This is a genomic window from Pseudomonas sp. HMWF021 (assembly GCF_003061005.1).
In the GTDB taxonomy this organism is placed as follows: domain Bacteria; phylum Pseudomonadota; class Gammaproteobacteria; order Pseudomonadales; family Pseudomonadaceae; genus Aquipseudomonas.
This window is the reverse complement of record NZ_QAIK01000085.1, coordinates 4,741-30,489: the sequence shown is the minus strand read 5'-3', so window position 1 is coordinate 30,489 and position 25,749 is coordinate 4,741. Positions and strand designations below refer to the sequence as shown.

The window sequence follows — 25,749 nt, the reverse complement described above, 5'->3', positions numbered from 1 at the left end:
CAAAAGATCGCAGCCTTCGGCAGCTCCTACAGAGGGGCGCGGTGTTCTCGGGTTAGCGGGCAGCCACGGCCTGGGTTGTGGCATCGGTGAAGTCGAAGACCTTGCCGCCCTGCGCCGCCGCAAACTGCTGCGCCTGACCCTTGAGCAGGAACGCGCTCAAGCGGCCCTTGGCATCGCTGGCGAACCACGCCTGATCGGCGAGCAATTTGATCCCGCTGTCACTGGCCTGGGCATACACCGCGCGGATGTTTTTGCCTTCCTGCTTCAGTGCGGCCAACGCGGTGAAGGCCGATTCCGCCGAGGCGTACTGGCGCACCTTGTCTTCACCGCGCACCCAGATTTCGGCGACGTGGCTAACGTCGGCGATGGCTTTGCCGGTCGCCGCATCCGGCGCTTTCAACGGCGTTTGCGCGTAGTTGGCGAGTTGCGCGGTGTAGTCCAGATTCGAGGCCTTGAAGGCAGCGCGGATGTACTGATCGTCGATGAAGGTGTTGAGGTCGAGCCCGCGATCGGCCTTCTTCAGCAGCTTCAGGGTGTCGATCGCCGTGCCTACGGCCTGGCGGTATTCCGGCTTCCAGCTCAGGTCGCGGGTCTGCACGCCGAGCGGGCCGTGGAACAGGTAGTTGACCTCGGCGTCGACGCCGGTGACTTTGGCGATCAGCTCGCTGTATTTCTCCGGCTCGGCGGCCAACAACTGGTTGGCCTCGATGCTTGCGCGCAGGTAGGCGACGACGATTTCCGGGTACTGTTTCGCGTAGGCCTGATCCACCAGCGCTCCGTGGAAAGTCGGCGCGTTGGCCTGGGCGCCGTCGTAGATCTTGCGGGCGAAACCACGGCTCGGGAACAGTTCGGCGAACGGCACGAAATCGGCGTGGGCGTCGATCTTGCCGGCCTGCAACGCGGAGCCGGCGACTTCCGGCGGCTGGGCGATGATGTTGACGTCCTTGAGCGGGTCCCAGCCCTGCTCCGCCACCGCGCGCAGCAGCATGCCGTGGGCGGTCGAGGCGAATGGCACGGAGATGGTCTTGCCCTTGAGTTCGCTCAGCGCCTGCACACCGGACGCGCTCGGCACCACGATGCCGTTGCCGCTGCCCTTGATGCTGCCCGACAGCACGCTGATGAACAAGCTGTGCTTGCCGGCAGTCTCGAACGCCACCCCGTTGAACGCACCGGGGAAATCGGCCATGGCGCCGAAGTCGAGTTTGCCGGCGACCATCTCGTTGGTCAGCGGCGCGCCACTGGTGAAGTTCTTCCACTGCACATCATATTTCGCATCTTTGTAGGCGCCGTCGTGCGGCAGGTATTTGTCGAGCAGACCGAGTTCACGAATCAACAGCCCGCCAGCGGCGCAGTTGATGGTGGTGTCCTGGGTGCCGATGGCGATGCGGATGGTTTCGGCCGAGGCCGACAGGGTCAATGAAGCCAGTACCAGACCGGCGAGTGCTGCACGCAACATGGTGTGTTTCCCCTCGAATCGTTTATTGGATGTTCGTCTCCGCCGCGATCAGGGCGCGGTGGGAAACGAGGGGTTTCGGTGAATCCAGCGTCCGGGGTTTCCGGATGGCTTTTGTGTTGTCCAGGCGGGCCTCATCGCTGGCAAGCCAGCTCCCACAGGTTTCTCGGGTGTTCGCGAAATCCATGTCTCACTACAAATCCTTGTGGGAGCTGGCTTGCCAGCGATGGCGTCCGCGCAGTCACCGCAGGAGATAAGGGATGTCGACCTTTACGGCACCGGTAGGGCAGTCCTTTTCGCACGGCATGCAGTACCAGCATTCATCAAACGCCATGTAGGCCTTTTGGGTGGCCGGGTTGATCGCCAGCAGATCCATCGGGCAGACGTCGACGCACACGGTGCAGCCCTTTTCAGCAATGCATTTGTCCTCGTCCACGGTGACCGGGGCGTTGGAGCGGAAGAAAATTTCCTGGGCTTGATAGGCCATGGTTCGGACTCTCTTTCAGTGGTGTATCAAGCGGCAAATGCGCCGACCCGCAAACGGTCATAGGCCTGCATTTCTTCGGCATCGAGCGGGATGATGTACGGCTCGACGGGCTTCTTGAAACTGGTCATGCGGCCGTCCTCGCCCTTCTTCAAATGACAGTGGCAGAACCATTCGCTGTCGTTGCGTTGCGGATGATCGACGCGATAGTGGTACAGGCCCCAGCGGCTCTCGGCGCGGAACAGCGAGGCGCGCGCGGCCATTTCCGCGCAGTCGCGGATCACGCTGGTTTCCATCGCGCGCATCAGTTCGTGGGCGTTGTGGGCTTTCATCTGATCGAGGTCGCGTTCGATATCGCTGAAGCGCTGCAAGCCGATCTGCATTTTTTTGGTCACTTTCGGCGGTTGCAGGTAGTCGTTGACGAAGCGCCGCAGCTTGTACTCGACCTGCGCCGGTGGCAGCCCCTGTTCACGATCCAGTGGCGCGTAGACCCGCGCTTTCTCTGTTTCGATCTGCGCGGCATCCAGCGCCGAGAACTCGCGCCCGGCGACAAAATCCGCCGCGTTGTGCCCGGCGAACCAGCCGTAGGTGAACGCACCGAGCATGTAGTTGTGCGGCACCGCAGCCATGTCACCCGCCGAATACAAACCTTTCACCGAAGTCTCGGCACGTTCGTTGACCCACACCCCGGACGCCGAATGGCCGCTGCAAAAGCCGATCTCGGAGATGTGCATCTCGACCATCTGCGTGCGGTAATCAGTGCCGCGATTGGCGTGGAACTGACCACGACTCGGGCGCTCGTTGCTGTGCAGGATTTCCTCGATGTTCTGGATGGTTTCCTCGGCCAGGTGATCGAGTTTGAGGAACACCGGGCCGTTGCCGCTTTCCAGTTCCTGGTGGAACTCCCACATCATCTGCCCGCTCCAGTAGTCGCACTCGATGAAGCGTTCGCCCTTGTTGTTGGCGGTGTAGCCGCCGAGCGGACCGGTGACGTAGGCGCAGGCCGGGCCGTTGTAATCCTTGATCAACGGGTTGATCTGGAAGCATTCGAGGTTGGCCAGCTCGGCCCCGGCGTGATAGGCCATGGCGTAGCCGTCGCCAGCATTGGTCGGGTTTTCGTAGGTGCCCATCAGGTAACCGGAGGACGGCAGCCCCAGGCGACCGGCCGCGCCGCAGGCGAGGATCACCGCTTTGGCCTTGATCACATGGAAATCGGCGGTGCGGCAATCGAAGCCCATCACCCCGTTGACCGCGCCCTCCCCGTCGGTGAGCAAGCGGGTGCAAACGAGGCGATTGGTGATGCTCACCCGCGCGCGTTTCAACTGGCGGTAAAGGACTTTCTTGATGTCGTGCCCTTCCGGCATCGGCAGCACGTAGGCGCCCATGTGGTGGACTTTTTTCACCGCGTAATCGCCGGTCTCGTCCTTTTCGAACTTCACCCCCCAGCGGTCAAGCTGCTCGATGGTTTCGAAGCTGTGGGTGGCATAGGCGTACACCGCCGCCTGATTGACGATGCCGTCGTTGGCAATGGTGATTTCCTTGGTGTACTGCTCCGGCGTCGAGTGACCGGGGATGATCGCGTTGTTCAGGCCGTCCATGCCCATGCTGATGGCGCCGCTGCGCTTGACGTTGGCCTTGTCCACCAGCAGCACGCGCAAATCGCGGTTCTTCTCTTTGGCCTTGATCGCCGCCATCGGCCCGGCGGTGCCGCCGCCGATCACGACGATGTCGTATTCCTGTTCCAAGGTGTTGCGCGTCATGCCTGCTCCCCTTTTTGCCGGTCGATCCGCAGGCGGTACTGGAACGCATCGCCACGGTAGTAAAGGTGTTCGAAGTCCAGCGGCTGGCCGTTGGCGTCGTGGGTCAGACGCTCGATGCGCATGATTGGCGAGCCGGCTTCGACGTTCAGCGCCTGGGTCAGATCGCTGTCGGCCAGCACCGCGTCGATCGCCAGGTCAGCGTGGCCGAGGGCGATGCCGCAGTCGTTTTCCAGAATCAGGAAGATGTCGCGGGTGACCAGATCAGCCTTCTCCAGCCGTTCGCCGACGGCTTTGGGCAGGTAGGTGATTTCCAGCGAGATCGGTTCGCGGTTGATCAACCGGACGCGTTTGATCTGCGCCACGGTCTCGCCTTCGGCAACCTGCAGACGCTCGGCGACACGTTTGTCGGCGGGGATGAATTTGAAGCTGCGCAGGCGGTTGATCACCTCGTAGCCGCGCCCGGTCATGGACTCGGCGAGGCCTTGCAGGCTGCTGACGTTCTGAAAGGTTTTCGGCTTGGCGACGAAGGTGCCTTTGCCGTGGATCTTGAAGATCAGCCCTTCTTTCTGCAGATCACCCAGCGCCTGGCGCACGGTGATGCGGCTGACTTTGAACAGCGTGCCGAGCTCGCTTTCCGACGGCATCTGGCTGTCTTGCGGGTATTCGCCATCGAGAATGCGCGCACGCAGGACATCGCGCAGTTGGGTGTGCAAGGGGACGCTACTGAGGGACAGGACGTTATCGGTCATCAGGGATCACTTGTTATAACGAGTTATGACGTGATCTTAGAGACGTTATGACAAGCTTGAGAAATATTGTTTGGGCATAACCTTAGACACGCCCTTGAAAAGCAAAGATCGCAGCCTTCGGCAGCTCCTACAGATTGCCCTGTAGGAGCTGCCGAAGGCTGCGATCTTTTGACTTTAACGCTTGAGAATCTGGTCCATCACCCAATCGGTCTTGACGGCCTGTTCGGCGACGGCCGGATGCTGCGAATCGCCACGGATATGCGCATTCATGCCCAGCACGTGATGCCACTGAATGTGCTCGTGATGGGGGATTTCCAGGCTGATCTGCTCATCGGCGAACAGCTGCACCGGATGTTCGTCAAACACGGAGAAAGCGATCCGACCCAGGCTGCCGATAATCTCCACCCGGTCCTCACGCCGATCCGCGACAAAGCTCCAGCAGCCCATGCCCAGTGCTCCGGAGGCAAACCGCCAACTGGCGCTGACCGCATCTTCCGCCGCATACAACCCGGCCTGCCGCGCGGTGAAACCGGCGACTTCGACGATATCGCCGAGCAGGTACTGGAATAAGTCAAAACCATGGCTGGCCAGATCGGCAAAGTAGCCGCCACCGGCCACGCTCGGATCGGTTCGCCAGTTGGCGCTGCCGTCCAGATCCGCCGCCGATGGGGCCTTGGTCAGCGTCCAGCTCAGGTGCCGCACCTCACCGATGCGGCCCTGGGCCAGCCATTGCCGAACCTGGGCAAAGCGCGGCAACGAACGGCGGTAGTAGGAAACGAACAGGTGCAGACCGGCGTCGGCAAACGCCTGCTGCATCTCGCGGCTTTGCCCGGCATTGAGCGCCATCGGTTTCTCGACGCAGCAATGCTTGCCGGCAGCGGCGACTTTCAGGCTGTAGGCATGGTGGCTGTCGGGTGGCGTGGCGATGTACACCGCGTCCACCTCGGGGTCGTTGATCAGCGCATCGGCGTCGGTGTAAACCCGGGCGATGCCGTGGCGTGCGGCGTAATCGCTCACCGCTTCAAGGCGCCGGCCCATCACCGCCACCAGCGCCGAACCGGGCGCCTTGTAGAAGGCCGGCCCGCTCTTGCGCTCAGCGACACTGCCGCAACCGATCATGCCCCAACGCACCACATTCATCATCAACTCCCCTTGTTTGAATTCAGCCGATGCGCAAGGCGCGCAGGTCGAGGTGGCCGTCTTTCAGCGGCGGGCACCAGTAGTAGCCACCGGTGATTGGCCGGCTGATGCGATACAGTCCATCGGTGATACCGTCTTCCAGACCACTCATGCGGCGCAGTTGCGCCTCGAAGGCATCCAGCGAGAAACCGAACGCGAGGAACATCAGACCGGCGCGATCACCTTCGATCCACGGCATCGAACGCCGCACGACGAAAGCTTCAGGGGCGAAACTTTCCTGCGCGGTGCGCTTGACGTGGGCGGAGACCGGCGCGTCGTCGATTTCCTCGTTGTCGCTGAGGCGACGGCCCATGATGTTGTCCTTGTCTTCGGCGGACAATGTGTGGAAACCCTTGAGGTCGTGCTGCCACTGCTGGATCGCGGCGAAGCTGCCACCGACCAGACCATCAGCGCCCTCGCCCAGCAACGCGGCGGCGATCGCGGCGTCATCGTGCGGGTTTTCGGTGCCGTCTTCGTAGCCGGTCAGGTCGTGGCCGTCCTTGTGGCGGAAGGTTTCCTGCGCCTGCACCAGACGCAGCGCCGGGGCCAGCGCGGCTTCGAAAGCGTTGCAGCGGTTGAGCAACTCACCCCGGTCGACCCCGTGCAGCCAGACCCACAGCGCGTGCTGGGTCGAGGGGTTTTCCACGCCGACGCCGGTCATGGCCGGGAAGCTGCGCAGACCGTCGATCTGCACGTTGAGAGCCTTGGTCAGGGATTCACCGAAACCGATCACAGCCGACTTGCCGTCCACCAGATTCATCAGGTTGTCGATCGCCTGCGGCAGTGCTTCAACCGACGCAAGGGCGAAAAACAGGTGACGTGCTTGCGCAGGAACGGGGGTGGCGAGAATGCCCGGCTGGTAGTAACTCATGTGAACTCCTTGGGAAAGTGCGCGGGAGTTTACCTGTGGCCGGAGGGTTTGTGTGGGCTATGAAAGTCAAAAGATCGCAGCCTGCGGCAGCTCCTACAGGGATCGGTGTAGGAGCTGCCGCAGGCTGCGATCTTTTGATCTTCTAAATGGCAGCAGTGCTCTCGGTGCGCCACGCACTCGGGCTCATCCCCGTCCAGCGCTTGAACGCCCGACGAAAACTGCGCACATCGCTGTAGCCGACTTCTTCGGTAATCCGCTCGATCGGCATGTCCGGGTTCGCCAGCAGACTCATCGTCCGCGCCTGACGCACCTGCTCCAGCAGCGCCTCGAAGGTCAGCGCATGCTCGGTCAAACGGCGGCGCAAGGTGCGGCTGCTCATGTTCAGGTCGCCGGCGATTTTTTCGATATGGCTGCCCCGGCTCAGGTCCCGGGCAATTGCCCGTTCCACGGCCTGAATCAGATCGAGTTTCTGGTGCACTTGCGCCGCTTCCAACTCCAGCAAGGCCACCGCCTGACGCAACGCCAGCGAATGATGATTGGGCAGATTGACGTCCAGCCATTGCGCATCGATCAGCATGCGGTTGTGCAGGCAGCCGAAGCGTACGTCCGGCCCGAGCAGGCGGTGGTACTCGCTCAGGTAATCCGGCGCGGCGTGCACGAACTCCACGGCAATCGCCTTGAATTCATTGCCCGCCAAGGCCCGGCCATACACCAACAGGCTGGCGAAAAATTCTTCGACGGCGAACACCTGGACATCGGCGAACGGCAAGCGGCACTCGGCATTCAACTGCACCTGATCGCCGACCACATCGACGCTGGACACCACGATCCCGCCGGAGGTGTGCTGGTGGCGGATGCCGAGGGCAAAGGCATCGCGCAAGGTCTTGCACAGCGACAGGACATGCCCGAGCAGCCCCAACGTACCCAACACATTCTGCGCCCCGACCCACAACCCCAGCCCCTGATTGGGCAGCACTTTGAGCGCGCGCTGAATCATCGCCACGGCCTGGCGATAGGAAATCCGCTGCGCCGGATCCTGCAGATCTTCAAGGGTGAAGCCCAGGCCACGGCACAGGCTTTCGGGGTCGATGCCTTTGTTCTGCGCGACTTCGGCGAGGGTTTGCAGGAGAAACGGCGAGACCAGCGCCAGTTCGAAAGTGGGGTCTTGGACTTTTACGTTCATGGGGGCTGACATTCCGGATCACGCTTGATTGTTATTTTTGTAACCGGTTATGTCGAACGACGTTAGCACAGGGTTGGCCGACTGTCCGCAGAAGTCCCCCTAACTGTCCGCCAATACCCTGCCCCGTCGGGCGCCAAGCGCTTATTTCTATGGTGCCGGACGTTCTGCGTACCGGCGCCACGTCCCACCACAATAATAATGAGGACAGCCATGAACCCGAACCGCGCCACTTTCCCCTTGCGTCTGGCACTGACTTTGCTCGGTTGCACCGCGTCCCTGCCGGCCCTGGCCACCGAAGCCGGCGTCGACAACATCGGCCCCGGCACCGACGGGTTCTTCATGCTGCCGCTGGAGGTCGACAGCCTCCCGGAGAACATGGTCGCGTTCAACCTTTACTACAACCATTACAAATCGACGAAGCTCAACATCAGTTCGTTGGGCGGCAAGGTGCCGAATGTCGAAATCGAATCCACGGCGGTGATCCCGCGCATCGATTACCTGAGCCCGGTGCGGGTATTCGGCGGACGTCTGGCCGGCTACATCGCCCAGCCCTGGCTCAAGCAGGAAGTCTCGGTCTACGGCGCCAGCGATACCCGCGAAGGCATGGGCGACACCACGATTGCGCCGATCATCCTGTGGGACATGGGCAAGAACCTGACCCTCGGCGCGGCCCTGGAAGTCACCGTGCCCACCGGTGAATACAGCGTCGACCGGCTGGCCAACACCAGCAACAATTTCTACACCTACAAGCCGCTGTTCTCCTTCACCTGGCTGCCCACCGACAAGACTGAAGTGTCGATGAAGACCACTTACAGCTTCAACGAGAAGAACAAGGACACCGACTACAAGTCCGGGCAGATTTTCCACTTCGATTATTCGGCCAGCTACAAGATCACCGACAACGTGATGCTCGGTATCAACGGCTACTACCTCAAGCAGACCACCGACGACAAACAGTACGGCCACACCGTGCAATTCGCCGGGCAGGATGTGGACGACGGCGTGCGCGGCAAAGTCTTCGCGATTGGCCCGGCGCTGCACCTGACCTTCCTCAAATACGCCAGCGCGGAGATTCGCTGGGCCAGGGAATTCGACGTGGAAAACCGCCCGGAAGGCGACATGCTCTGGGCCAAGGTCAGCATCCCCTACGCCTTCTGACCTCGACCTGTAGGAGCTGCCGCAGGCTGCGATCTTTTGACTTTTGTTTTTAAAAGCCAGATCAAAAGATCGCAGCCTGCGGCAGCTCCTACAGGGAACGGTGTTGTGGGGAATCCGATGACAACGTGCGTCGATTTTCCCTTATGGGCAAGGGAAACGTCTGACATCTTTCCCGCTAGCGCTTCGGGATACTTCGCACTTCGTCTTGCCAGTGACGACAGCGAGCCACATCCCCCTTAGACTGCTTCACATTGATCATGGAGGTCACTATGAGCGCCGAACTTTCACTTATCGTTTCAGACTTCGAAACCCCAGAGCAGGCCGCCAGTTATGATCGCTGGTTTCGGGCACAGGTACAGGCCTCGATGGATGATCCGCGGCCCAACATCCCCCACGAGCAGGTGATGGCCGAGATGCGCGCCCTCATCGAATCGAAACTCAACAAAAACAGTGCGGGTTGACTGGCGACCTGAAGCTCGCACTCAACTCTGGCAAACCCTGAGCTACATCGCTGACCGTAACGCCGTTGCGGCCAGTCAACTGAACGCCGCCATCGAAGCGGCTACCTCTGCCCTCCCACTTCACCCCTACCTTTATCGCTTCGGCAAGGTCGCCGGTACCCGGGAAATCGTTGTTCATCCCAACTACGTCGTGGTTTATCGGGTGACCGACCGGATCGAGATTCTCAACCTTTTGCACGCTCGACAAGCGTATCCCTGAGCTTTCCCCACCCACACAAAAAAAGGGCGACCAACCGGTCGCCCAAAGTACTACACGAGAGTCCTTTACAACGTCAGCTGCCCCCGTTCCTCCTCGGTCAGCTGCTGTTTCGCCTGTTCATCCAGCACCCCGGCGCCCAGCACCTGCACCGGGCTGTTCGGGTTGTATCCGCTGGCCGGGGCACGGCTGGCACCATCGCGGGTCGGGGCCAGTTGTTCGTTGCCAAAGCTCAGCACCTGCACGGTAAACACCGACGCCTGATTCTGCCGCGCCGCTGCTTGCTGCTGACGGGCCACGTCTTCAGCCGCCTGGGTGGCTGAAGAGGCCGCAGAGCTTGCCGAGGTGATCGCCCCGGTGTTCACCGCCGACACAACAGGCACACCCGTCGCCTTGCCCTGCACCGAGATGTTGGCAGCGTTGACCACGGTCAGCGCGGCGATGTTGACGTTGCCCGAGACCCGAATGCCCGCCTCGCCCGCATCGATGGTGCCCAGCGGGGCGATCAGGTCGATGTCGCCCGGCGCCACTTCGGCGATGGGGTTAAGGGTGGCGATACCGGCACCGGTGCTCGGCACCGATGGCGACAGGGTCACGTTGCCCCAGGTGTCGTAAACCCGTTTCGGCGGGGTGTAGACCACGGTGGTTTTCGAGCCGCGACCGGCGTTGATGTCACCCTCGGCCGACCAGCCAAGGATCGAGCCGCCGAACGTGGTCATGATCCGGCTCTGCCCCAGCAGAATGCTGCCCTGCGAGTAGAGCTGAATGTTGCCCGAACCCTGGGTGATGATCCCCGCCGTGGACGGTGGCGCCGCGCCTTCGATGCCGAACACCTGACCGCCACCCGGCGTGAGCATCTGGATATCGCCGCCGAACAGGGTCTTGACCCCGGCGCCACCGTAGAGCGTGATGTCGCCGTCGTAGCGGATCGGGTTGCCGGCCACATCGGTGGTCGGGAACAGCGCCGCGATGGCATTGCGACCGCGCAGGTAACTGCCTTGACGCGGGCCGTCGGCGTCGTTGTACTCCAGGCCGCCCGCACGCAGTTCGGCGAAGTACACCTGGCGGGCAAAGATCGCCTGCTCGGCGCTTGGCAACGCGGCGTAGAACGCCCGTGCCTGCTCGGCGTTGCCGCTGAAGTCATAGCCGAGGGTCAGCCAGCTCTGCAACTCGTCGAGGTAGGTCTTGACCACTTTGCCCGGCTGACCGTTGAGAGCGGCATTCGGATTGGCAAGGTTCTGCGGGTTCAGGTAACGCGCGATGAACCTTGCGTAATCCGGCCCCTGCGCGCCCACGCCCGCCTGCAATACCACGCTGGCACCGGGCCGCGTATCCCCGGCCACTATCGCGCCGCGGCTGGTAATGCTGGCGCGATTTTCCATCAGGATGTTGCGCCCGGCATTAATGTCCAGCGTGCCGGGGCCGGCGATATCGAAGCTGCTGTAGAGAATGTCGCGACCCGCCGACACCCGCGATACATCTCGCTGGTCATTGTGGACGAACAGGTTGCCGGTGGAAAAAATGTTCTCCTTGCCGCTACTCATTTCCACTGTCGGCACGGCCGCAGGCTGCCCCAGGGTAGTGCCGGAAGCAACGATGTCGCGTCCGGCGATCATCCACACAGGCCCCGCCGCTTCGTACCAGGTGCGTCCGGAAGTGGAAAAGCTCAACGTTTCGCCACTGCGAATGCCCACCAGATCCCCCGTCAGCGCATAGAATCGCGCCGGCCCCTGTACGTCGTTCAATCCCGAGTAGCTGTTGGGACCAAAGGCAAACAGCGGATATCGCACGTTGCCCTCAGGTGCCACACCATCGTCGCTGTAGTTGGTGCGCACCGGCTTGCTGGTGTTGCTGTTGGTGGTATACGTGTTGAACGCCGGGTTGAGCGGCGTGGTAATGGCCATCGGGCTGGCTCCCGACTGGTTGATCGCATAGCCACCGGCGTAGATAGAGTCACCTGCCAACAGTTCAAGCTGTCCCGACTTCGACGGTGCCAGGAGGAGTGAGTAACCTTGCAGCGGGTAGATATCCACGCCAGTGAACGTCGCGGACGGCCCTGCATAGATGGACCCCTGCCCCGCCACCGCACGCAGAATCGACGGGTAGACAAACCGGCCATCGGTAGGCGAGGTATTGCGTCCCGTGATCAGGCCGTTGCTGGTACTGAACTCGGATATCTGTGTGCCCGGCGTCAAGTTCCCGCCAGCCGAGAACAGATCGATTGCGGTGTGATCCGTCCACAAAGAGAAGCCACTCAGGGTGCCGCCCTGCTGAACGCTTGCGTCGGCCGCCATGATCGGGCTGGCGTTCATCAGACTGACTCGCCCAGGATCCGCTGCACCGCCCAACACCAGATCAGCGCGGCTGCTCAGGCTCATGCCCGAGTCACCCGGAATCAGTACCACGCCTCCGGAAGCGCTACCAGTGGTCGAGGTAAACGGATCAAGTGCCCGGGTTTCCCGAAGATCATTGACCACGGTGCCGGCGCCGTACTGCAGGTTGATGCCACCCAGTGCTCCACCCGTCATTTGTGCCGCACCGCGCAGGTTGATCAGCGCACCTTGCAGATCATGGACCGGTTTGCCGATACCGGTTTCTCCGGCCCGCGCTTGCAGCGACGGGTTGAGCGTGCCGCCGATACGAATATCCATGTCACCACCACCGGTCATCTGCACGCTGCCATCGCTGGCGACTCGACCGGTGCTGCCGACTGCGACGATCAGCCCCTGCCCGCGCGGATAGTGAACGGCATCGCCCATCGGTTTGAGCATGCCGGCATCACCACCAGTCCGCAGGCTGATATTGCCCCCGCCCAAGGTGCCGAAACCGGTGAACCCCACCAGGTACGGTTCAGTATTAATCACACGATCCGAGATCATTTGGGTGGCGTAACTGCCGAAGTTGATCCACCACGCCGTGGGCACATCCGGGCTACCCGTGCCTTGGCGCCACAGCCAGTTGCCCACTGCCACACTGGCCATCTGCTCGCGGAACCCAGCCGCTTCCGATTGCGCTTTCGTGCCCACCGAGTCACCCGACACCGACCCGCCGGCATTGATTGTCAGGTTGCCCCCCATCTGCGGATACCAGGCCTGATAGAGGCTGTCGCTGCCGCCGTTGACCCACTTTTCATAATCGGCGCCGGCGGTGCCCAACACCGAGTTATTGTCCGAGAGATGCCCGCGTTTCTGGTTATACAACGGGTCGACATTCGATGACTGTGTACCGGCGGTGTACACGCCGAAAGGCGAATCCATGCTCAGGTTGCCGGCAGCCATCAGATCGAGATCGCCAGTACCGGTGCGCAGGACACTGAACATCTGCGTATGAGCTTTAGCGGTTTTTCCGGGATTGTTGCCGATGCACAGCTCTGGCTGCAGATCACAAATGAATTGAGCCTCCTCGGGAACCGGCTCGTAATCCGGGCCCGCTCCACTGCCTGGCGCCCAGACCCAGCGAGCCATGGGGGCACAATCGCTGGGCTCGATAGTGCAAGCAACCAGAGCGTCATCGAGGACGGGTTCAAACTCGGGGAAGCCATATTGGTTACCCGCCGCCCAGACCATTCGCCCGGGCGATGTCGTCACCTTCACACCGTAATGAGTATCGGCCAGCCGCAGATCACCCTCGCGGGTCACCGGTTTCACGACACGGCTGTCGGCTGAATCAATATCCGCACCCGCTACCACGCGCATCGACCACGACGCACTGCCCGATGGCAGCATGCTCGCCACCGCCCAGTTCTTGCCTTGCTGGTCACCCGCGAACGGACGCAGTTCGATCAGCGAAGTGCCATCGGCAAGCTTTACATCCGTCATCGAAGGAATCAGCGAGCCGCGCAGCAAGGCCAGCGAGCTGCTCAGCTTCACACCGGAAACCGTCAAAAGATCGAGGTCGAAAACCCCTGGCAGCGGCACGCCCCTGGGCCAGGTCGTGGCCTGCAGGCTCGTCGCCTTGTTCAGGCGGATACCGGCACCCAGGCGAGTGTTCGCCGGCAACGTCACACTTTCGCTGAGCACCGTTCCCGCCGCATACAACAGATTTCCGTTGGCATCATGGATAGCCCCCGCCAGCACAGTGCCGGCGCTGAACGTGTACGCCTCGCCCAGTACCGCCTGGGTCGGCAGCAACGTGCCACTGGCCAGTCTCGCGCCCTGAATCGTCACGTCGTAATTGAGCGTCGCGCCCACCGGAAACTGCGTGCCCTCGGCCAGCGTCACTCCGCTGCCCGGCACGATCAGATCGCCGCCGAACGGCTGCACACCGGCAATCAGTTTCCAGCCGGCATCGTCCTGGGTTTCCGGTGGCGGCGCGAAGCCGTCATTGATGCTGCCGTAAATATCGAGGTTGCCACCGGCACGAATCACCAGGCTGCCCGCTTCCCCGGAACCATATACAGAGGGGTTCAACTGTGTGTGCGGATTGAGACTGGCGTAGCGATAACCGGACAAATCCAGATCGCCCTCCACCACCAGATCACCGTCAGCCGTCTTGCTGGCGATCTCCACACCGGGCCGCAGATGGAACGCATCGGCATACGTGGCGTTGTTCAACCCGGCGAGCCTGCGTTGCAGCAGATCGTTGTTGCCCAGTGCGGCGTTGATAAAGTTGTTGCTGTCGCCGTGAATGCGTTCGAGCATGGCTTGATCGATGACTTGATACGGCCGGCCACTGACCGCCTGATCGACACCCTCGCGGGCATCCGTATAGCGGCGCAAACCGTTCAGGCCGATGGACCGCGCACCCTGAATGGTCAACACACCGCTGGCGTCGATGGCGATGTCATTGCTGCCCAGACGCGGCGCGTTCAGCTCCAGCGTGCCGCGCAGTATTCCATCGTGCTGCCCGGCGAAGAAACCGGAAACGGCATCGGTGCCGTGGCGCAGGTCGATACGCGCGCCGCTGCCCAACGTGAGCAAACCATCGCCGGAATTCAGTTCGACCGTGGCACGGTTCGGCGCATCGATGATCTTGCCGTAGCTGTCGACACGCAGCACGCGACCATGGGCATCGAGTACGCTGCTGCCCGCCAGGGTCAGACCATTTTTCGCCGACAGACGAATGCTGCCGACACGCTCGCCACTGGCGTCGATCAGACCGGCCACCGTCAGGCTGCCATTGTCCACCGACACATTGACCTCACCGGCCTTGAGGCCGTCGCCGATCACCAGGTTGCCTTGCTTGAGCTGCAGGCTGCGGCTGCCGAACACCTGACCTGCGTTCAAGCGCTGGTTGAGTGCGGCAAACTGCTCAGACGCGTCACCACCCAGGCGCTGCGCGCGAATGTCCACGCCACCGGCCTTGTACGGCACCAAGGTGCCGCCGGCGTCGTAGTAACCGCTGCTGCCGCCGACAATCTCGCCTTGCAGATCGACCATCCCGGCCGCATCGGCCAGTGCGACGACACTGAGGTTACCGGCCTGATTGTTCTTCGCCGACAGATCGATCCGCGAGCCCGCAGCCTGACCGATATTGCCGTTGGCGCTGTACAGCGATACGTCGCCGCCCCAGCTGTATTTGCTGACATCGTTGAACGGCAAGGTCCGCCCGGCCAGATCCAGCACGGAATTGCCGCCGAGGGTCAAATCGCCTTCGGATTTCACCGTCAGCTTGCCGCTGGCCAAGGCGATACGGCTGTCCAGCACGATATCGCGGGCTTCAAGATTCAACTCCGCACCCAAGGCATTGGCCACCCCGGTAGCCGCGGCGCCGCTGAGCGTCAGGCTGTTGCCAGCCTTGAGCAGGCTGACCGATGCCGCCTCACCGGTGAGCAACGGCGTGCGCAGGTTCAGATTGCCGCCGCTGTAGCTGTAACCCTTGAGCGGATCGTACGCGCCCTGCTCCTGATACACCGCCAGGCTGCCCTTGTGATTGGCGGTGATGCGCTCGCTGGCGCTGAGGTTGACGTTGGCGAAACCCAGCGCCAGACGATTGTTCTGATCCAGGCCGCTGGCCTGAGGCATCGGGCCGTAACCCAGCTCGATCCGCTGGGCCTGAATGTCCAGCGTGCCGCTGCCGGTGCCCGCACCACCCGTGATGACAGCGCCAGGGCTCTGGGTAGCGCCGTTCCAGATCAGGTTGGCAGTACGAATGCTCGCCACATCGTTGGCATCGCCCAGACCGTAGATCGCCGGGGTGACCAGTGCCAGGTTCTGCAGTTTGCTCTGACCGGTCTGTGGATCGATCGTGTCGAGGCTCACGCTGCCGTAGAAATTGAAGGCGTCGCGAGTGGTCAGGCTCAGGGTTTCCAGGGCCGGCGCGGCAAACTGCGTATCACCGCGCAGCAAGCGGTCGAGTACGTTCTGGTTGAGCGTGAGGCCGGCGGGCACGCGGCTGCCCGCCGCTGCAAGTGCTTCGGCGCTGCCGGTATTGACCGAGCCGACCGACAATGCCAGATGACGGGTGCCGAAACGCACCGTTTCACCGAGTTCGAACTGGTTATCCGTAGCGGCCGTGATACTGCCGTTCGAATACAGCAGGGCCGGATTGTTGCACGCACTCGCTGCGCAAGTGCCGATCCGGATGCTGCCCGCGCCGCTGATGCCGCTGGCCGCTTCCGGCGCCAGCACATTGGTCCAGCCGTTGGAAACGACCAACAGGCTGGAACCTTTCGGCTCATAAACGTAACCGGCCAGCGAGTCGTAGGCCACGTTGCCACGCCCCAGCGTATTGATCCCGCCTCCCGCCTCGACCGTGATGCCGCCAAGCGTTGACGTGGTACGCAGCAAAACCTGCGGCGCAGACAGAATCGCCCCTTCACGCAAGACAATACTTTGACTCGCGCCCAGGAAGCCGATGATGTTAGCGGTCGTGTTGTACAAGACATTCGGCATCGCACCGATGGTCAGCCGCCCCGCGTTGAGGCTGTTGAGCGTGTCGGCGTACAGCGACACACCGTTGAAACCCGGTGTCGATGGACGGCCCGCGCCCAGTATCTCGAAGCTGCTCCCGGCGTTGCCGCCACGTACCACCGCTGTGCCGGCCATGCCGCCCTCGGCAGCCTCGAACAGCGTGCGCCCGTTGAACTGCAAAGCGATGTCTTGCTTGCCGCCGGAGGCCAGGCGCAGATCCAGTGTCTTGCCGTCCATGGGTGCCAGCGCACGCGGCACACCGCGCCGGGCGGCGTCGCTCTGGATGAATTGAGAGAAACCGGTTTCGTTGTACTGCGAGTAACGACGCAACACATCGGCTGACGTGAGAATCACCTGACTGGCCAGGCTGTCACGCAGGCCGGTATTGGCGATCGACATCTGCCCGCTGCTGGTCCATGAACCATTGCGCAGTGGCAACGCCCCCGTTGTCACGCCGGGTGCTGCCTGACCGTTTACCTCAACCCGGAACGCACCAGGCATCAGGGCAAACGTTGACGGCAACAGTGTGTAAGTACCCGCCGCCAACCCCGGCACACCAGCGCCAATAGTGATCTGCTGGCCAATGCGCGGATCGCCCGCACCCGCTTCGGCCAGCATCGGCGCGTAGCTGCTCTGGTTGCCGGGCACGATGGCATACACCGGGTTGCTCGCCAGCCCCGGCAGGCTGAAGGTGCCGTCAGTCGCAGTGCGCACCAGCGGGTTGAAACGTGCATCGGTGGAACCCCCGCGACCGGACACGAAACCGGCGCCACGCAGATCGCCACCGCCGGACAGGTCGATGACCGCACCGCTTTGCACATCGGCGAACTGCGTGCCGATCGACACGCCTGATGTTTCGCCGGAGATGCCGTCGAGCACCACGGATTTGCCGTTATAGCGATAGTCGATACCGTCCGTGGTGCCACCGTATGGCATGACCAGGCCGGCACCGCTGACCGAAGTCAGACTGCCCGGCAGAAGACGAACCTCGTGAGTGGTGCTGAGCAAATCGTCACCCAATACGATCTTGCCCAGCGGTGCACGCAAGACACCGCCCTGTTCGATGTACGCGGCGGAAAAAATCAGCTTTCCGAATGCCGAGTACGGCACCGCAGTCGGTGCCGCGCCGTGGCCGCTGATCCGCAAGGTGTGTTCGGAAACCGGGACGGCGCCCTGATAACCGGCACGCACCTCAGCCTGAATGCCGGTGGCGGGATAGATCTGCGCCGCACCGAGGTTCAAGTCGCCCGGCGTCCACAGCCTGGTTTTCTCCGCACCATCATTCGGCGCGAGGAAGCGCAGGTCGCCGCTGCTGTCGAGGCTCACCAGACCGAAAGCCCGACGGCTGTATTCAACGGCCGGCGCCTGCCGTTGCAGGATCGAACCCTGAGTCCCGAAGGACAGGCCATTGCCCACGTCCAACAAATTCGCGGAGGCATTGAACATTGCATCGGACGATCGGGCCGTCGGGCCAGGGAGCAACCGTGGGCGCATCATGTTGAAGCCGGCGAAGTAGGTGCCCACCCCTGACAGACGCAGGTATGGAGCACTCAAATCAACCCGTGCCGAGCCTTTGGAATTCTCGGCGAGAGACAGCGCTGCGGCGAAGAGACTGAGGCTCTGATTCATGCGCAGATTGACGTCACCGTCAAACGACAACAGACCGTTGCTCAGCAGGCTGAGATTGTCGAAACCGCCCGTCATCAAGCCATCGGCACTCAGACGGGCTTGACCGTAACGCAAGCCATCGGCGCCTTCGCCGGGTTGCAGGTTCGCGGGCAGCAGCTCGTTTTCTGCCGCTTGACCAATGATCATTTCCCTCGGCGAGCGCACCGCGTTGCTCGCCGAATCGGAATACAACGGCGTCTCCAGCGCCAGTTCCAGACGACCACCGGCCGCCCCGACGCCACCCGCCGCCGCACGCAAGTTGCCTTCAACGAAAAGACCGTTATAGGAACTCAAACTGATGCGCCCGCCGTCCGTTGCGATACGCGTCGGGCCTTGACCGGCGATATCCAGAACAGCCTCGGTGCCCGAGGCATCCAGCCGCGCGCCCGGACGCACAATCACGTAGGCATCGGCGGCCGTGGCGGTTGCCAGTTTCGCATCGATCTCGCCGCCGATGATGAGGCTGCCGCCCTTGCCGACCTGCCCGTAAGTGCGGCCCAGGGTGTCGGTCGCCGTATTCGCACGCCCGGCGACATCCAGCACGGCCTGCTCGCCGATCCAGATCGAGCGGTCATGTGCGCTCGGATCAGCCGTTTGAATCGAAGTGGCCGGCTGGATCGAGCCGAATTGTTGCTGACGAATATCGATCGTGCCGCCCCAGGCATTCAGTTCACCGTCGACAGTGATCTGCCCGGCACCGCGCAGCTTGATGCTCTGCCCCGGGTCGACGCTGATGCGCGAGCCACGGCCCAGGGTCAGGGGGCTGTTGGCCGCGTCGATCAGCCCGACCAGCGTCGCGCCACCTTGCAGGGTCAGGCTGGCGCCGGCGCGTTGGGTCAGCACGCCCTTGGTCGGGTTTTCCTGGAACAGCGTCGGTGTCCACAATTCCAGCGCCGTGCGCGGATTGACGCCACTGACCTGGTTGGGTGCCGCATCACCGAAACGGTACACCGGCAGGGTCACATCAATTGCGGCGCCTTCGGCAACGTCGAGCCCGTTGAGACCGATCAGGTTGTAGGCGGAGAACCCCTTGCTGAACAGGTCGGTGGACAGTTGCAGGGTATTGTCTGCCAGGGCTTTATCCGTCTGGCCGACGAGAATCCTGTTGGCCTGCACTGTCAAGGTGCCGCCGCCCGTGACGCCATAACCGCGCAGTTCGCCATCGAGGTTCAGATGCGATGTGCCCGGCGCGGAAATCGCACTGGACTCCAGCGTCAGATCACCACCCTTGCCACCCCGGGTCTTGCCATTGGCGAGTACCGCGCCACCGGAAGAAACGTCGAGCAGGCTGCCGGCAGCGACGTCGATATCACCGCTGCTGCGGATCGATATCAGGCCACCGTTCAGATACGCGAGGCTGGCGTTATCGTCCGGGTTGGTGCGCAGGTTGCTCCACAGCCCTCGGGTGTCGAGATGCACGCCCTCGGCGATGCGGGTTTGCGTGGTTTTTTCAGCTTTGGCCGCCAGGCGCGTGTCGGTGTTTGCGCCACCATTGAACTGATTGAGTACGTTGCCCAGACGCAGACTGCCACCGCGAGCGGTCAGGTCGGCGCCGACCTGCACATCCGGGGCGTACAGGGTGATGTCGCCACCGCTATCGACCGTAAGCGCAGCGTCAACGGCGATCTGATCCTTGGCCGAAACCTTGAGCGCACCGAGGCGGAACCCGTTGAGCTGATCGTTATCAAGATACAGCTTGCCCTTGCGGGTATCGGACACCGCGCCGGTGAGGTCCAGATCATTTCCGGCAACCGGGCGCGCGCCACCGATTTGCACCTGATCGAGCAATGGATCGAGGGTGTAGAGCAGGCCATTCGACGCCGCGACGAAGGTCGGGTCGTAACTGCCGACGATCAACTGCGCACGCCGGGCCATTGCGGTCTGGCTCTGCTGATAGCCGTCGAGCACCGCTTTCGGCGCCTGATTCTGCCGTTCACCCTGATACACCTCGCCGATCATCTGCCCGTCGAGTACGGCGTTGGCCGTGGCGATCACCAGTTGCCCGGCATCGCGGCCCACGGTGTAACCCGACTCGAAACGCGAGCGCGGGGCAATCAGCGGGCTGTAGTAATAACGGGTCTGGCCCCAGCGTTCGCTGCTGTCTTCATAGCCTTTGTACAGGCCGCTGTAGAGCAGGTCCCCCGGCGCGCGCGACACTTCATACAACTTGCCGTCGGCGCCGCGCAGCCAGCTCTGACGGATCTCGCCGCTCTGCACATCCAGGGTGCCGCCGGACAGGTTGATCAACGAGCCTTTTTCCGTGACCACGTCGTTGCCGGCAAAACTCACCGTGCCGCCCTGGGCCATCCATTCGCCGACGCTGTGGCCCTGAGTGCCGAGATAACCACCGACTTCCAACAGGCCACCGGCGGTGTACCAGCGATCCGTGGCGTAGCCGTTGGTGCCGGCCGGCACATGCACCAGCTCGCGCACATCGACCCAGATGTCGTTGCTGTTGAGCGCGCCTTTCTCGCGGTTGACCGAGGCATCGCGCTGCTCGTTGCCTTGCACGTTGATCTTGATGCTGTTGTTTTCCATCGCCACTTTGACGCCGAGGGCACCGGACACATCGATCATCGCGCCGTCGCGCACCAGGCTGCGGCGCTGTGCGCTGACCGCAACCTGGCCGCCGGTGGCCAGGGTGATCGAGCCGTTCTGGAACTCGACACTGCCGCCGCTCTGAATCTCGACGCGTGACTGATCGCCACGGATCCGGTTGTTGGCCGTGACGCCCGTCAGCGCGGCCTGATGCTGGCTGTCGAGGGCGGTCAGGTCGCTGCTGTCGAGCATGATCGCCGTCGCACTACCCTGCCCCAGCGTCACGCTGCCGTTGTTGTCGGTGCTCGGGTTGGTGAGGTGAATCGTGCCCCGCGTCGCCACTGATGTGCTGGCGAGCAAGACACCGCTCTGCACCACCTCGTGACCGCTCAGAGTGATGTCGCCGGTGGCGGACTGGATCAAGCCGTTGTTAGTGACTTTTCCCGTAACGGCACCGGCCTTGAAGCCCGGAATGACTTCGCTGCCGAATGTGGTGGACAGCGCATTGCCTTCGGTGCCCGAGCCTTTGCGGATGTAGAAACGGTCGCCGGCCGCCAGCACGGTCTGGCCCTTGGTGGTGTTGATGTTGCCGTCGTTCTGTACGTCGCTGCCGAGCAGCAAGGCATAACCACCGGCAGCGGTAGACGATGCCGGCTTGTGGGTGTCGATGGAGGCACCGCGTTCGACCAACACCTTGCCGGCGGCATCGGTGAACGTCGGCTGGGTGCCGGTGCTGTCGAAATACAGACCCCGATCACGGAACTGGATATCGGTGATGTTGGCGGCAGCGGCCACCAGGTTGCGCACGTTGACTTGGCTGCTGCCGCTGAACACTATGCCGTTGCGGTTGATCAGCATCACCGTGCCGTTGCCCTTGATCTGGCCTTGAATCTGGCTGGCCCGGGCAGTCGGGTCGTTGACCCGGTTGAGCACCGCCCAGTTAGACTGCTGGGCGAAATCGACCGTGGTATTGCGACCGACGTTGAAGGTTTCCCAGTTGAGAATGGCCTTGTCGGCGGTCTGCTCGATTGTCACTGTGGTTTTGCCATCGACCTGGGTCTGCTGCGGGCCCTTCGCGTTCTGCCAGCCTTGAGTCAGGCTGTTGTCGACCTTCAAGCCACCCTCGCCCAGGCCGTCCGGCACAAACTGCACCGTGCCCAGCGCCGCTGCGCGCCCGGCAGCCTGCGCCGCCTGTTGCGCAGCAATCGCCGCGACCGTGTTATTCAAGGTCTGAATCGAGCGCTGCAATTGCTGATTGGCTTTTTGCTGTTGGGCCAATGGCGGTGTCATCCCCGGCAACCCGCCAACGCTCGGACGCGCTGCTGCAGCCTGCTGCGCCGCACCTTTGGCAGCAAACCAGCTCGAACTGAACGCCGTCTGCGCCTGCGCACTGCCCGCCACCAGACACAACGCCACCGCGTGCGCCAACGGTTTGAGCAGCCAAAGCGACGGCTCGACGGTTTGGCGCTTGGAGGACAGAACGTGGGTACGACGACGGGATGGGCGAGCGAGCATCACTACGAGATCCTTTTTGATTGCCACACTTTGGTTGCCAAAGATGCCGCAGGCCTGCAAAAACCTGCTGTTACGACATAGGCCGTTGGCGAGGGGCGCGACCGAACGGATGTCACACAAACTTCATGTTCGGCGTGTATCCGGGCCAAAAAAAATGACGGCAACCCGAAGGTTGCCGTCATCGGTGTTACGACAGCGCGAGCTTACAAAGGACGACCGATAGCGTTGCAGACGCTGGCGTTGTTGATGTCCAGGTTGTTGCCCGAAGTGTTGGTGATGAAGTTGGCGGTAACAGCGGTTTTCCAGGCGTTAGGCACGGCGACGAACTTGTGAGCCTGAGTCGCAGTGTTGTTGCCCGGGTTGCTGTAGTGCTGAGTCAGGAAGGCTTTGACGTCCGCGGCCACGGCTGCGTCCTTGTAGCACTGACCGAAGATGAAGTTGGTGTAGGCAGCCAGTTTGTAACCCGAAGCCGGGTTAGCCACCACGGGCGACCAGTTGGCAGGGTTTGCAGCCTGGGCCGGGGTCGAAGGAGCGGACACCGACGACAGTGCCAGGGTGACGTTGAGCGAAGTTGGCTGAACACCGTTGACGCGAGCAACAACAGCGTTGCTGGTAGCGTCGACACCGTCCGGACCGACATAACCGATCGAGCCGTCAACCGCGTTCACGGCAGTGGCGACATCGGACGTGTTGGCGACGCCAACCCAGTTCGACGGCAGCGCCGAACCGGCTGGCAGACGAGCGTTGGTGAAGGTGGAGTTGGTGGCGAACTGAGTCGGGCAGACCGAGTTCAAGTGACGGCTGAGGATTTCCGAAGTGCCGCTGGAAACGTTGCGGTAAACAACGCGAATCGGCGTGGTGTCGGTCGTGCCGAGCAGCTGGCCCCACGTGGTTTTGGCACCGGAGAACGCATCGCACAACTGAGCGCTGGTCAGGTTCAGCGCGGTCTGGCCGGCTTTTTTGTACGGGATGGCAACCGAAGTGGCCACCGAAGGCAGTTGAATCAGCGGGCCGTACGAAGCGCCGTAGGTGGTGTTGTAGGTGCTGATTTCCGAAGCGCTCAGGATCGAGTCGCTACCGGCGAAGTGCACGGTGCCGGTGGTGCTGAAACCGGCCGGGTTGTTGGTCAGGAAAGCGGTCTTGCCACCGCCGCTGCCGATGGCCGCGTAGCTGAAGTTGGCAGGCAGGATGCTGTCGGCCGAACCTTTGTACAGAGAAGCTGGCAGAGTTGCACCACCACCGGTGACGGCCATGGCTTGAGCGGAAGCCAGAGCGGCGACGGTCAGGGACGCGGCGATCAGAGTGCGCTTGAACATGAAGAATCTCCTTTTCAACTGGTTTGTGGACACAGGTTTTCGGGGGTCTTGCATGACACTGGGAGGACTCACCGTCGACCCTCGCTAGCGGTGGCCTTGGTTAAGTCGCACTGAGAAATTCGCAGTTTCCGGTGACAGATAAAGGAAAAAACCTCGGGAGCTGCGTGGGGTTTTTCAGCGGGTTTTCTCGGGTGTTTGCGGGGGATGGCGAGGGGTCTGGATCGTGGGTTTGACTGAAATTGGCTGCAGCCGTTGCGGGGTGGTTGCAGATGACAGAAAGGAGAACCCGAGGATGGGGGAAACCTGACTCGGGTGATGCTGAAGCCTTGGAAAAAAGTCTGAATTATTTGTTGTTCTGCATGGCCCTATCGCTGGCAAGCCAGCTCCCACAGGTATTGATGTTGTGACACAGATCGCATTAACAACACTGCCCCCTGTGGGAGCCGGCTTGCCAGCGATGGGGCCCGGGCAGACAACATCAATCGCAGCTACTGCACCAACTGGTTGATCTCAATGATCGGCAACAACACCGCCATCACAATCACCAGCACCACCCCACCCATCACCACAATCATCAGCGGTTCGAGCAACGCGGTCATGCCCATTGCCCGCCGTTCGATATCGCGGGACAGCGTTTGCGCCGCCCGTTCGAGCATCGGCGGCAGTGCGCCGGTTTTCTCGCCGCTGGCGATCAGGTGAATCAGCACCGGCGGAAACACGTTCTCCACCCGCAACGCCGCCGCGAGGTTCACCCCTTCGCGAACCTTGGCCGTGGCGTCGCTGACGCTAAGGCTGAGTCGATCATTGGATAACGTCTGCCGCGCCGCCTCCAACGCGCGCAACAGCGGCACCCCGGCACCGCCGAGAATCGCCAGGGTCGAGGCGAATCGCGCAGTGTTCAGGCCCAACACGAACCGTCCGATCAGCGGCAGTTTCAGCACCCGATGATGCCAACTCAAACGTGCCGCCGGATTGCGCAGGTACAGGCGCCAGCTCCAGAACGCGCCTGCGATCACTGCCGCACACAACCAGCCCCACGCCCGAATGAAATCACTGGCGGTGAGCATCGCCAACGTCAGCCCCGGCAAGTCCTGCCGCGCCTGGGAAAAGGCGCTGACCACCTGCGGCACCACGTAGCTGAGCAAAAAAATCACGATGCCGATCGACACCAGCCCGACCACACCGGGATAGATAAACGCGGTGAGGATCTTGCCGCGCAGGTTGTTGCGTTCCTCGATGTAATCCGCCAGCCGCTCCATCACCTGCGCCAGATCGCCGGACTCCTCCCCCGCAGCGATCAACGCGCGGTAGATCTCTGGAAAATCCCGTGGCCGCGCAGCCAGCGACTCCGCCAGACGCATGCCGCTGCGCACATCGGCGCGTACTGCGCTGAGGGTGTGGGCGATGTGTTTTTTCTCGGCCTGCTCCACCGTCGCGCTGAGCGCTGCTTCCAGCGGCAGACTGGCGCCGAGCAGACTCGCCAGTTGCCGGGTGGCCCAGGCCAGGTCGTTGTCCGACATCCGCGCACTGAACAAGCCACCGCCGCCATGCTGGGCGACGTTGCTTTCCTTGTGCACCGACAACGCGGTCAAACCACGGCTGCGCAACACGCCGAACGCCGCGCCCTGGCTGTCCGCCTCCAGGTGCCCGGACTCGATCTTGCCGGTAGCGTCGGCGGCTTCAAAACGATAGCGATTCATCAGGCGTCCCGGGTCACACGGAGGATTTCTTCAGGGGCGGTGGCGCCGCTGCGAATCCAGCGCTCGCCGTCCTCGCGCAGGCTGAACATCCCGGCCTTGGCCGCCGCCGCACGCAAGGCCTGCTCCCCCGCCCCCTGGTGAATCAGGGTGCGAATGTCGTCGTCGATGCAGAACAATTCGTGGATGCCGGTGCGACCGCTGTAGCCAGTGTGGTTGCAGGCGGCGCAACCGACCGGGCGCCAAGTGCCGGGTGTCGCCGGGTCTTCCTGCTTGCACTGATTGCACAGGCGTCGCACCAAGCGTTGTGCCAATACACCGAGCATCGACGACGCGAGCAAGAACGGCTCGACACCCATGTCGATCAAGCGGTTGACCGCCGAGACCGCGTCGTTGGTGTGCAGCGTCGCCAGCACCAGGTGCCCGGTGAGCGAGGCCTGCACGGCGATTTGCGCGGTTTCCAGATCGCGGATCTCGCCGATCATGATGATGTCCGGGTCTTGCCGCAGGATTGCCCGCAGCGCCAGGGCGAAGGTCATGTCGATCTTGGCGTTGACCTGAATCTGGCTGATTCCCGGCAGGTCGTATTCCACCGGGTCCTCGACGGTGA

General features: G+C 62.4%; 14 protein-coding genes. 3 read left to right on the top strand and 11 right to left on the bottom strand.

All coding sequences use genetic code 11. From position 1 onward, the window contains the following. Positions 1 to 52: 52 nt before the first annotated feature. From DBR18_RS11585 to DBR18_RS11555, 7 genes are all read right to left on the bottom strand, one after another. Positions 53 to 1,456, bottom strand: a complete 1,404-nt coding sequence (locus DBR18_RS11585; RefSeq protein ID WP_108590412.1) for an ABC transporter substrate-binding protein — start codon at positions 1,454 to 1,456, stop codon at positions 53 to 55. A 238-nt stretch (positions 1,457 to 1,694) separates the two neighbouring features. Then, positions 1,695 to 1,940 (bottom strand): ferredoxin family protein, encoded by a 246-nt coding sequence (locus tag DBR18_RS11580; RefSeq protein ID WP_003225615.1) that lies wholly within the window; start codon positions 1,938 to 1,940, stop codon positions 1,695 to 1,697. Positions 1,941 to 1,966: 26 nt separating this feature from the next. Then, complete coding sequence (locus DBR18_RS11575) at positions 1,967 to 3,697, bottom strand: fumarate reductase/succinate dehydrogenase flavoprotein subunit (protein WP_108590411.1); 1,731 nt, start codon at positions 3,695 to 3,697, stop codon at positions 1,967 to 1,969. Next, entirely contained in the window at positions 3,694 to 4,446 is a 753-nt protein-coding gene (locus DBR18_RS11570; RefSeq protein WP_007968661.1) for a GntR family transcriptional regulator, read from the bottom strand. Before DBR18_RS11570 ends, DBR18_RS11575 begins: the two co-directional genes overlap by 4 nt. 174 nt (positions 4,447 to 4,620) lie before the next feature. Continuing rightward, positions 4,621 to 5,586, bottom strand: a complete 966-nt coding sequence (locus DBR18_RS11565; RefSeq protein ID WP_108590410.1) for a Gfo/Idh/MocA family protein — start codon at positions 5,584 to 5,586, stop codon at positions 4,621 to 4,623. 22 nt (positions 5,587 to 5,608) lie between these two features. Next, on the bottom strand, positions 5,609 to 6,496 hold the full coding sequence (locus DBR18_RS11560) for a Dyp-type peroxidase (RefSeq protein WP_108590409.1): 888 nt from the start codon (positions 6,494 to 6,496) through the stop codon (positions 5,609 to 5,611). Between the two features lie 142 nt (positions 6,497 to 6,638). Then, positions 6,639 to 7,679: an AraC family transcriptional regulator gene (locus DBR18_RS11555; RefSeq protein WP_108590408.1), complete on the bottom strand. Its 1,041-nt coding sequence runs from the start codon at positions 7,677 to 7,679 to the stop codon at positions 6,639 to 6,641. Positions 7,680 to 7,889: 210 nt separating this feature from the next. Between DBR18_RS11555 and DBR18_RS11550 the strand changes: the two genes are divergently transcribed. The 3 genes from DBR18_RS11550 to DBR18_RS11535 all read left to right on the top strand — a co-directional run bounded on the left by DBR18_RS11550 (position 7,890) and on the right by DBR18_RS11535 (position 9,557). Continuing rightward, the gene (locus tag DBR18_RS11550) at positions 7,890 to 8,837 is read left to right on the top strand and encodes a transporter (RefSeq protein WP_108590407.1); all 948 of its coding nucleotides are present in this window, start codon (positions 7,890 to 7,892) and stop codon (positions 8,835 to 8,837) included. 269 nt (positions 8,838 to 9,106) lie between these two features. Further along, positions 9,107 to 9,298 (top strand): hypothetical protein, encoded by a 192-nt coding sequence (locus DBR18_RS11540; protein ID WP_003225628.1) that lies wholly within the window; start codon positions 9,107 to 9,109, stop codon positions 9,296 to 9,298. Next, a complete protein-coding gene (locus tag DBR18_RS11535; RefSeq protein ID WP_108590406.1) occupies positions 9,288 to 9,557 on the top strand; it encodes a type II toxin-antitoxin system RelE/ParE family toxin in 270 nt (89 codons plus the stop codon). The genes DBR18_RS11540 and DBR18_RS11535 overlap by 11 nt, the downstream gene beginning before the upstream one ends. A gap of 65 nt (positions 9,558 to 9,622) precedes the next feature. On the opposite strand, the gene DBR18_RS11530 is transcribed toward DBR18_RS11535, so the two are convergent. The 4 genes from DBR18_RS11530 to DBR18_RS29100 all read right to left on the bottom strand — a co-directional run. Then, positions 9,623 to 22,126: a filamentous hemagglutinin family protein gene (locus DBR18_RS11530; protein WP_108590405.1), complete on the bottom strand. Its 12,504-nt coding sequence runs from the start codon at positions 22,124 to 22,126 to the stop codon at positions 9,623 to 9,625. 203 nt (positions 22,127 to 22,329) lie between these two features. Next, entirely contained in the window at positions 22,330 to 23,442 is a 1,113-nt protein-coding gene (locus DBR18_RS11525) for a substrate-binding domain-containing protein (RefSeq protein ID WP_108590404.1), read from the bottom strand. 488 nt (positions 23,443 to 23,930) lie between these two features. Then, positions 23,931 to 25,142 (bottom strand): type II secretion system inner membrane protein GspF, encoded by a 1,212-nt coding sequence (gene gspF, locus DBR18_RS11520; protein ID WP_108590403.1) that lies wholly within the window; start codon positions 25,140 to 25,142, stop codon positions 23,931 to 23,933. Beyond that, the coding region (locus tag DBR18_RS29100; RefSeq protein WP_256588683.1) for an ATPase, T2SS/T4P/T4SS family at positions 25,142 to 25,749 on the bottom strand (608 nt) is incomplete at its 5' end. The genes DBR18_RS29100 and gspF, both read right to left, overlap by 1 nt.